The organism is Exiguobacterium sp. SH5S13 (assembly GCF_004337085.1).
Lineage (GTDB): Bacteria > Bacillota > Bacilli > Exiguobacteriales > Exiguobacteriaceae > Exiguobacterium > Exiguobacterium aurantiacum_A.
On sequence record NZ_SJUS01000039.1, the window covers coordinates 1 to 8,537 of the forward strand.

8 protein-coding genes are annotated in these 8,537 nt (G+C 54.3%); 7 read left to right on the forward strand and 1 reads right to left on the reverse strand.

Features of this window, described 5'->3' with window-relative positions:
- Window positions 1-271 precede the first annotated feature (271 nt).
- The gene (locus EVJ30_RS14490; RefSeq protein WP_131459100.1) at window positions 272-1,630 is read left to right on the forward strand and encodes an MATE family efflux transporter; all 1,359 of its coding nucleotides are present in this window, start codon (window positions 272-274) and stop codon (window positions 1,628-1,630) included.
- Window positions 1,631-1,665: 35 nt separating this feature from the next.
- On the opposite strand, the gene EVJ30_RS14495 is transcribed toward EVJ30_RS14490, so the two are convergent.
- Window positions 1,666-2,403: an enoyl-CoA hydratase/isomerase family protein gene (locus EVJ30_RS14495; protein WP_131459101.1), complete on the reverse strand. Its 738-nt coding sequence runs from the start codon at window positions 2,401-2,403 to the stop codon at window positions 1,666-1,668.
- A 154-nt stretch (window positions 2,404-2,557) separates the two neighbouring features.
- Between EVJ30_RS14495 and ybaK the strand changes: the two genes are divergently transcribed.
- From ybaK to EVJ30_RS14525, 6 genes are all read left to right on the forward strand, one after another.
- Window positions 2,558-3,022, forward strand: a complete 465-nt coding sequence (ybaK, locus tag EVJ30_RS14500; protein ID WP_131459102.1) for a Cys-tRNA(Pro) deacylase — start codon at window positions 2,558-2,560, stop codon at window positions 3,020-3,022.
- Window positions 3,023-3,041: 19 nt separating this feature from the next.
- A complete protein-coding gene (gene pssA, locus EVJ30_RS14505) occupies window positions 3,042-3,740 on the forward strand; it encodes a CDP-diacylglycerol--serine O-phosphatidyltransferase (protein WP_016508135.1) in 699 nt (232 codons plus the stop codon).
- A 90-nt stretch (window positions 3,741-3,830) separates the two neighbouring features.
- Window positions 3,831-4,580, forward strand: a complete 750-nt coding sequence (locus tag EVJ30_RS14510; protein WP_131459103.1) for a carotenoid biosynthesis protein — start codon at window positions 3,831-3,833, stop codon at window positions 4,578-4,580.
- Window positions 4,546-5,244, forward strand: a complete 699-nt coding sequence (locus tag EVJ30_RS14515; RefSeq protein WP_131459104.1) for a lysophospholipid acyltransferase family protein — start codon at window positions 4,546-4,548, stop codon at window positions 5,242-5,244. The genes EVJ30_RS14510 and EVJ30_RS14515 overlap by 35 nt, the downstream gene beginning before the upstream one ends.
- Window positions 5,241-6,308, forward strand: a complete 1,068-nt coding sequence (locus EVJ30_RS14520) for a glycosyltransferase family 2 protein (RefSeq protein ID WP_131459105.1) — start codon at window positions 5,241-5,243, stop codon at window positions 6,306-6,308. Before EVJ30_RS14515 ends, EVJ30_RS14520 begins: the two co-directional genes overlap by 4 nt.
- A 24-nt stretch (window positions 6,309-6,332) precedes the next feature.
- The gene (locus tag EVJ30_RS14525) at window positions 6,333-7,799 is read left to right on the forward strand and encodes a phytoene desaturase family protein (protein ID WP_131459106.1); all 1,467 of its coding nucleotides are present in this window, start codon (window positions 6,333-6,335) and stop codon (window positions 7,797-7,799) included.
- Window positions 7,800-8,537: the final 738 nt, after the last annotated feature.

Consider the following 8,537-nt stretch of genomic DNA (forward strand, 5'->3'; position numbering starts at 1 on the left):
CATCACCCTCTCAAAAGAAAAAACAGGATAAGGGCAAGGAAAAAGAGCGATTGTCCCGACTTGAGTCGGTCCAATCGCCCTTTTTTCTGTTCACGCTCGGATAGAGCGGAGGTTTTTCAGTGCCCTCCCCATTTGCTTGGGTGGTTTTTTTTGTTGAAAATAATTTGGCAAATCTCTTTCTTTTTCATTTCAAAAGGAGTAACATGACCATTGTAATTTTTAAAAGATAAATATTTCATATAAAGAATTTTTGAACAAAAGGGGAACATTCATGCCAACCAAAAACACCGAACAGCTCAGCCTATTTAAAATCTCGTGGCCGATCTTCATCGAGCTCGCGCTCCACATGGGGACCGGGATCATCGCCACGCTCATGCTCGCCCAGTATTCCGATGCCGCCGCTTCCGCGGTCGGCGTCGCCAACCAATTGTTGAACGTCTTCTTGATCGTCTTTAGCGTCACCTCGGTCGGTGCGACGATCTTGATCGGTCAGGCGATCGGTGCCGGTCGGATGAAGAAGAGCCGGGACTTTGCCCGCTCTGCCGTCAGCTTGAACATGTGGCTCGGCGTCGTCATGGTCGTCGTCGTCTTCTTGTTCGGCGAGACGTTCCTTCGCTTGTTCGGTCTGTCGGATGAGCTGTTCGGTTACGGTCTGCTGTTCTTACAAATCGTCGGCTTATCGCTCTTCACCGAAGCGCTCATCATGGCGCTCAGCGCGGTGTTGCGCAGCCACGGCATGACGAAACATGCCATGCTCGCGACGCTTTTGATCGATGTCATCACGGCAGCAGGAGCCATGCTCGCCGTGACAGGCTGGTTCGGTCTCCCAGTGACGGGTGTCGCCGGTGTCGCCTGGGCCATCGTCATCGCTCGTTTGTCGGCCATGATATTGTTGTTTTGGATCGTCAAACGCCGCCTCATGATGCGGTTCCCGCTCAAAGAGTTGATTCGTCCAAAACGCGATGATATTCAAGCACTCTTACAAATCGGTGTTCCTTCGGCAGGAGAGAACTTGTCGTACCAGTTTTCACAAATTGTCATCACCGGCTTCATCGCGACGATGGGTGACGCCTCGCTCGCCGCTCGCGTCTACGTGATGAACTTATCGATGCTCGCATTTTTGTTCACGGTCGCCATCGCCCAAGGGACACAGCTATTGATTGCCCGCGACGTCGGCGGGAAGCGGTTCAAGGAGGCGTATACCCGGGCAGTCCGGACGTTGAAGATTGCCATGTTCTCTTCGCTCGTCGCCTCGCTCGGCCTCGCCGTGTTCGGGAAATCCTTGCTCGGCTTGTTCACGTCGAACCCGGACATCATCGCCGTCGGTATCCCGATCCTATGGGCGACGCTCATTCTTGAGCCGGGTCGCGCCATGAACATCGTTCTGATGGGGTCACTCAAGTCGGTCGGAGACGTCCGCTTCCCGGTCATGATTGGGGTCGCCTCGATGTGGGGCGTCGCCGTCGTCTTCAGTTACTTGTTCGGGATTCATTTGGGACTCGGTGTGCTCGGGATTTGGCTTGCGTTCTCGCTCGACGAGTGGTTCCGCGGCTTCTTCGCTTTCCGACGGTGGAAGTACGGCAAGTGGCAACAAAAAGGCTTCCAGTTCGAAGCCAAACCATCCTCTTGAACGAATAAGGGAAGCGGTCAACACGACCGCTTCCCTTATTTTTTACTTAAAAATGCTTGCATCGCCCGTTGATGCACCTCGGTCTTGCCGCATTCCCGTTGCCAGTGGATCTCTTGCGCGAGCCCGTCTTCAAACGATGACTCGCGAAGGAGCGCCTTCATCCCTTGTACGGCCGTCGGTGATTTTGCCGCGAGCGTCTCGGCGTAGGCCGTGAGACGGGCAAGATACGCCTCATCCTCGATCAGTTCAGTGACGAGACCGAACGCCTCAGCTTGTTCGGCGTCGATCGTGCTGCCGCTCCACACCCAATCGAGCGCGACGTCTTGGCGCATCAAACGACGCAAATGATATGGCCCACCGGCGTCTGCGACGAGGCCGATCTTGATGAACGCCGAGCTGAACTTCGTCGAACGGGCGACGAGGCGAACGTCGGCCGCAAGCGCTAGACTGAGTCCTGCCCCAGCGACGACACCGTGGATGCCGGCAATGATTGGCTTCCGGCAATCCGAGAGTGCCCGGACGAGCGGATGGTAGACGTCCTCTAAATACGTGCCATAATCGGCGTCACTCTCGATCGTCAAATCTTGACCGGACGAGAAGGCGCGCCCTTCCCCGATCAGCACGATGACTCGGACCGATTCGTCGGCTTCAAGTTGTTCGAGCGCCTGTCTCGCTTCGCGTAACAACGTCTCGTTCAGCGCGTTCAATTTTTCCGGACGGTTCCATTTGAGCCAGCCTACCCCGTTGTGCCGTTCCACTTGAATTGTTTCCATGAAATAATCCCCCTTTTAAAAAAATGAATCACTGTTCATTTCTCTATCGTCCATTCTGTTTCCTTCCTGACACCAAAACTTTTCAAGTTCGATTGCCCGACGCTACCACTATTTGCTATTCTTAGAGGAGTCGTTCAACGAAAGGGTGGGACTGGTGCAACTGACGAATGCCGCAAGACAATTAAAACAACGGAACATCCCGTTCACTTATCATTCTTATGTAGTGGATGAGTCCGATGTCTCCGCAAAACATGTCGCCGCATCACTCGATAAGCCGCTCGACCAACTGTATAAGACGATTTGCCTCGAGAACGAGCAACGGAAGTACGCCTTCTTCCTCATCTCAGGAGATTTAGATATCGATTTAAAGGCGGCCGCTAAAGCGTGGGGCGCGAAGAAAGCGTCGCCCGTCCCGATGAAAGAGCTTGAAGCGCTGACCGGCTACATCCGCGGCGGCGTCTCACCGATCGGAGCGAAAAAGCGTTTCCCCGTCTTCCTGCATGACAGCGCGAAACAAAAAGACAAGATCATCATCTCGGCCGGAAAACGTGGCTATCAAATCGAATTAACACCGGACGACTTGATCCGCTTCACGGACGGCCGCTGGTTCACTCAATGACAAAGATGGAGGCAATACTATGTGGAAAGAACGAATCCGTTCGTGGGTTCCTAACTCATTTACATTCGGTAACTTATTTTGTGGCGTCCTCGCCATCGTCTACGCCGCGCGCGGCGATTTCTCGAATGCGACACTCCTGATCATCATCGCGATGATGCTCGACAGCCTCGACGGCCGTCTCGCCCGTATGCTCGGGGTAGACGGTGACTTCGGAAAAGAGCTTGATTCGCTCGCTGACGTCGTCACGTTCGGCGTCGCCCCGGCGTTACTTGCTTACTATACGTTCTTTATCGATTACGGGAATTACGGGCTCTTCTTCGCCGCCCTGTTCCCGCTCTTCGGCGCCTATCGCCTAGCCCGGTTCAACTTGTCGGCGACGAACGTCACGGCAAGCTATTTCTCAGGCGTCCCGATCACGGCAGCCGGTGGATTGCTCGCCGTCGTGACGACGTTTGGCGATCGCGTCAACGAACTGCTCACCCCGATCTTCTTTACCGGTCTCGCCTTGCTCATGGTGAGCCGGGTTCGTATTCCGAGTTTTAAAGACGTACCGTTGCCGCGTCACTCGTTCATCATCACGTTCAGTCTCGTCTATTTGACGTATATGACGTTCGCCCGGTGGAAAGAATGGCCGACGTTTTGGTTCATCGCCATCCCGTTCTACATCCTGTTCATCGCTTTCTCATTTGTGAAAAAACGGAAGCGCATGGCGAATTGATGAGTCCCTCTAGCAGGGGCTCTTTTTTTGTGCATGCATTCATTAGACGGATGTCGAAAACCTCTTTAGAATAGAAGGTGAGGTGATTTGATGAAAGTGTATCCATGGATTTGGAAATTATTTTTAGTCTGGTACGTCGTCGGCGTTGTTCTCGTCGGCTTTGATTTACTGCCGAGTTGGCTCGAATGGGCGAACCCGGTCTTCTTATGGCTCGCCGGTCTCATCGGAGGATTTGTCATTGCCGACGGGGTCCGTCACGCCCGTTTCATCGTGCCGTTCATCTTTTTCGGCTCGATCGCCGTCGAGACGCTCGGTGTCAAAACCGGGTTCCCGTTCAGCGAGTATATTTATGCCGAAGCGTTCGGTCCGACCGTGTTCGGCGTACCGGTCACGATTGGTGCGGCCTGGCTCGCCGTCATCGGCGCAAGCTTCGCTGTCGCCCGCCTGTTCGCGTTCAAGCGACGGACGCTCTGGCTCGTCCCGTTTTTGGCGGTCTGGTTAGACATGGCGATCGATCCGGTCGCAGCCAACGTGAAAGGCTACTGGGAATGGGCCAATGATGGTCTCTATTATGACATCCCGACGCAAAACTTCGTCGGATGGTTCGGACTGTCGCTCATCTTCTCATGGTTGCTCGACCGCTTCGAAGTCGAAGCGGAGCCGACTTTACTCATGCATGGACGCTACTTGTTCGTCATGCTTCACGCTTTGTTCGGTGTCACCGCGGTCAACGCCGGTCTTTATGGGATCGGTGTGTTAAGTATTGTAACGGCAAGCGTCATCTATTTGGAACGGAGGTTGCGTCATGATCGAAGCGAACAAAAAGAAATGGTTCAGTAACATCTTTTCAACGTTCGTCAAAGAACACCAGATCCGACCGTTCTTTCACACGATCAACGTTCGGGCTGATGACGTTCCGACGCCGGGCCTCTTTTTAAGCACGCACAGCTCGTGGTGGGACGGACTCATCTTGCTCATGTTGAACGAGTATTATTTACGGCACGACGTTCACGTCCTGATGGATGAGGACGGATTGCGACGCTTTCCGTTCTTCCGTCATTTAGGCGCCTTTTCCATCAAAAAAGGGAAGTTATCCGACATTCGCGCTTCTCTCAACTATGCCAATCAGCTCTTGTCCGTCGGGAAATCGGTGTGGGTGTTCCCGCAAGGCCGTGAATACCCACAAGAGCACCGGCCGCTTGAGATCGGGACGGGTGCGACGATGCTACTCGCAAAACCTGAGGTCCGGCTTTGTGCCATCTACTACGCGTTCGCGTCTCATGCGTCTCCGGTCGTCTACGTCCGGTTCCGGACCCATACCGTTGTCTCGACGACACGCCGGGAGCAAAAGCAAGAGCTCGCCGCGGCGCTCGAACGGCTCTATGATGACACGCGCTACGATGTGATCGCCCAGTCGGACCGATACATGTCGTTGTTCCCGCCACGACGCGGGCTCGCCGACTGGACAGAGCACTTGCTCAACATCGGGAGGAGGCAACAATGATCCTATTCGTGCTCACTGGACTCATGTTTCTCTTCACGTTGGTCAACTTGGCATTTCTTCGTCCGCTCACGGCCCCGATTCCGGTGCCGCCGACCGCGCTTTGCGTCCCACTCCGCAACGAGGAGCGGAACGTCCCGAAATTAATCAACAGTTTAAAGCCGGCCCTCACCGCCGGCTGTCACGTCTACTTATATGAGGATCGCTCTGAGGACGGGACGTATGACGCGCTCGTGCGGGAAATCGCTTCAGACGACCGGTTCACGATCTTGCGCGGTGTTCCGCTCACCGACGGCTGGTCCGGAAAAGTACACGCCTGTCATCAATTGGCGATACAGACACGTGAACCTTACTTATTGTTTCTCGACGCCGATGTGACCATCGACCCGAGCTTCGTCGGCCGCATGCACGGAACGCTCGTCCGGGAAGGCGCCGTCTTTTTATCCGGCTTCCCCCGTTTCCCGACGCCGACGTGGCTCGGTAAACTGCTCATTCCGATGCAACACGTCTTGATCGCCCAGCACTTGCCGCTGTTTTGGCGAAAAGTGAGACATCCCGCCTTCGCCGCCGCGAACGGGATGAACGTCTTGGTCGAACGGACTAGTTACGAGGAAGTCGGCGGTCACGCCTCGATCCACGACTCCCTGATTGATGATATCGATTTATGCCGCGAATTTAAGCGCCGTAAAAAAGTGACGTCGCTCGTCAACGTCTCACCTTATATCACGTGCGATATGTATGCGACGAACGAGGAAGTCTGGAACGGGTTTTCAAAAAACGTATTCAAGGGAATGAATGAAGCAGTGGGCATCGCCCTTTATTTTTCCCTTTACTACGGCGTCCAGTTATCGGCGTTCATCTTCCTGCTCATCCGACCAGACTGGATATCGCTCGGAGCGAGCCTGTTCGTCTTGTTCGCACGGCTAGCCATCGACTTGAAGTCGGGCGGGCGCCATTTTTGGCTCCATCCGTTCAGTCTGGTCGCCTACCTCGTCCTACTCACGAACGCGGTCGTCCGAAAATGGAGACGAAAACCGATCACTTGGAAAGGCCGGATGTATCATTAGAAAATTGTTAGGAGGCGCATTGCAATGAAACAAATCGCTATTATCGGGGCCGGTCTCGGAGGCCTGAGCGCCGCCGTCACACTAGCGGCTCGCGGGTACGATGTGACCGTCATCGAAAAAAATGAGCACGTCGGTGGTAAGCTCATGCCGATCATCACGGACGGTCACCGCTTCGACTTCGGGCCAAACACGATCACGATGCCGGACGTGTTCCGTTCCGTCATCCGGAACAGCGGGGCCAACCCAGAGGATTATTTTGAACTCGTCAAACTCGACTCGCATACGGTCAATCACTTCTCCGACGGGTCGACGTTCACATTCCACTCCGAACGGGAACAAATGGAAGCTGAAGTCCGGCGCTTGACCGGTGACAAAGCCGACAAAAATCAATTGGCGGCGTACTTGGACGAGGCTGAAAAGCTATTTGAGATTGCCAACAATCGTTTCTTCACTCGAATGGACACAAAAATCGACACCGGTCTTTGGGCCGATATGATGAAGGTCCATCCGCTTAAGAGTTTGCACGCGCTCCATAAAAAATATTTTAAAGATCCGCGCATCATCCAAGCACTCGACCGTTACGCGACGTATATCGGCAGCAGTCCTTACGTTACGCCCGGCACGTTCGCCTTGATCTCACATCTTGAGTTGAACGACGGCGTCTATTTCGCCAAAGGCGGGAACTGGACGATCGCCAAAGGTTTCGCCAAACGCGCGAGCGAGCTCGGTGTCGAGTTCCGACTCGGCCATGAAGTCACAAAGATTGAAGTCATGAACGGTAAGGCGCATGCTGTCGTCATCGACCATGAAGAAGTCATGTCTTGCGATGCCGTCCTTTTGAACGGGGAGCTATTGACCCAATATCCCCGGCTCGTCGATGCGGTCCATCGTCCATCGTTCCCGGTACCGACCCGGGATACGGTCGAGCCATCCGTCTCTGCTTTCGTCATGATGGTCGGACTGAACAAACGTCTAAATCTCGCCCATCATAACGTCTACTTCTCGGACGATTACGAGGCTGAGTTCCGTGCCTTGTTCGACGAAGAACGCTACGCCGATGAGCCGACGATCTACATCTCGAACTCGGCCTACACCGACCCGTCCATGGGTGAGGCCGGGGACAATCTGTTCATCCTCGTCAACGCTCCGGCCCACTTGACCGACATCGATGCCGAGACGTACGAACATTTGATCCGTCGACGGCTGCGCACATTCGGCGTCGATTGGGACGATGCTGACGTCTTGTTCCACCGCCGCGTGACCCCGCTTGACTTGACGCGTGATTTTTATGCGTATTATGGCTCGTTATACGGAACGTCAGCAAACTCGAAAAAAGGTGCGTTTTTCCGTCCGGCCTCGCGCTCGGAAGACGTCTCGAACATCTGGTTTGCGGGTGGATCGACCCATCCTGGCGGCGGCAGTCCAATGGTGACGCTTTCAGGACAGTTTGCTGCTCGTTCGATGTTGGAGGACATACCTCTGACAATTTGAACATTTTGTGAACAGAAGATTCGACACTTGTCGACAAGTCACAGACGTGATAACATCATATCGAGTTCAAGCAGTATTGTAACGTTTGTTACACCTGTAGCGATCGAATGGCTTCCCCGAGCCAATCGCGTTTTGAACTTGTCACACCCGAGAAAAAAGTGATGAGCGAGTTTCCCCACTCGTTTCCCGCTGCTGGAATAGCATGCGTCTGATGTTCCCCCTTAGTCCATCAAGCATCCTACTTCAGCGAAGATGCCCCATCGTTTCATTCCCCATGAAACGAGGCACATCTTTAGGGTTCATCACGTCCGATTCGTTCGTTTCCCCGATGAACGGATCACATAACGCTTACGCCACTTTTGGTCCCCCGCCAAAAGTGGTTTTTTGTATCCTAAAAGCCTGCAGACGGTGTCTACAGGCTCGAGTCTGTTCAGCAAAAGACCCGATTGCTCTCGCAAGAGGGCACTGAAAAACTTCAAATGATTTTAAGCAGATGAGCGTCGTCCCGGATGGGATGACGCTCATCTGCTTTCATTGCCCTTCGAGCCGCCCTGTCCGGCACGCCGCTTTCCTGGGGGCGGTCAGCGAGCCGCATCGCGACGATGTCGCTGCTGGGTCTCGCCTTGCCCGCTGTTCCCCCGGGAGTCGGCGTGCCCTCGGGGCGACGCTGTACGTCCTTGCCGTTTCGGACTAAACTGGCTATAACTACACATCCTGGAGGCGATCCCGATGATGCCA